The organism is Vibrio sp. L85, assembly GCF_963871815.1.
Classification (GTDB): Bacteria; Pseudomonadota; Gammaproteobacteria; order Enterobacterales; family Vibrionaceae; genus Vibrio; species Vibrio harveyi.
This window is the reverse complement of sequence record NZ_CAWMYL010000211.1, coordinates 1-1,035: the sequence shown is the minus strand read 5'-3', so window position 1 is coordinate 1,035 and position 1,035 is coordinate 1. Positions and strand designations below refer to the sequence as shown.

The 1,035-nt window shown below is 38.9% G+C and carries 1 protein-coding gene; it reads left to right on the top strand.

Annotation, left to right across the window (positions count from 1 at the left end; translation table 11 throughout):
* Positions 1-604 precede the first annotated feature (604 nt).
* Positions 605-964 carry a hypothetical protein gene (locus AACR11_RS21145; RefSeq protein WP_047517680.1) on the top strand — a complete coding sequence of 120 codons (360 nt, stop codon included), beginning with the start codon at positions 605-607 and terminating at the stop codon, positions 962-964.
* Positions 965-1,035 lie beyond the last annotated feature (71 nt).

Below are 1,035 nucleotides of genomic sequence, written 5' to 3'. Positions count from 1 at the left end.
ATTCTGCAAAAGTTAAATAACCCTCATTGCACCATTGTGGTGCAATGAGGGTTGCCGTCAGCTCTTCCTTCTCTCTCTTCGTTCCTACGTCTGATCCTTCCAACAGATCCCTATTCAGTCGTCATGGGTACGGCTTTTTAGCTTTGCGCTGGTCAATTGTTCCCAAGTCGATCCACTGAATGCTGATGTTGTCATCTTGACTTTTCTCTTTCTCCGAAAGCGACCACACACCACGCTAAATCGTAAACGATTTAAATGGTTGTCTGTGAAAACTATAAATGCAATAAAAACAACAGGTTACGAGAGATCGTCAAGGTAAAAGAAACATCAAAAAAATTTTCAAAATCTCAACTAATTAGCCGACAAAATCCAATGTGACTTTACATTATTAATGCATTGATTGTACTTAATCCCTTATTAGTAAAGGGCTGAGAGGGTGTTTAAAGCGAATGTGATGTATGATTGATTTAAACGTAATTAAGCCATTGTTATTGAATTAAAATAAAGGTTTATTTCGTCATGGTGTGATTTACATGTAAGGTGAAAGTAATGTATATTTACAGCGTGTTTTTAGATGAAAAAGTGAAGAGAGGAACACTGGATTATGGCAAAAGCTTTTTCAGTACAGAGTTACATTCGGGGTAAATTAGAGCAAGATTTCAAGACGTTCAGAGATAGAGAAAAGTTGGGGGATGCCGAAGCGGTTAGGCAGCTTCTAACGTTAGCACTGCGTATTAAGCTGAGCGATAAGGAAGATGATCGTCCGTCTAACCGTGAGTTGATGGAGGAGATGTACTTGCGGATCAGAATGATCCAAGGGATTGGAAATTTAACCCATACTCAAAGTTTTGATGGCGTTGCATTTCATCAGAATAAAAAGGATGCAACTGAAATGCGCAGTTTAGTTTCTGCTGATGTGGAAAAAAAAGTGGATGCCTATCTTTCAGGCGAAAAAAAAGGGTAGCCATCGCTACCCTTATTTTATCGTTCTAACTCTCTGTCGATTTCTCTGTCCTCCCAATCACTTTCTTTCTC

What these genes read in the sequence shown, in the direction of transcription:
- AACR11_RS21145 (WP_047517680.1), top strand. Translation starts at nt 605, where the DNA reads ATGGCAAAAGCTTTTTCAGTACAGAGTTACATTCGGGGTAAATTAGAG.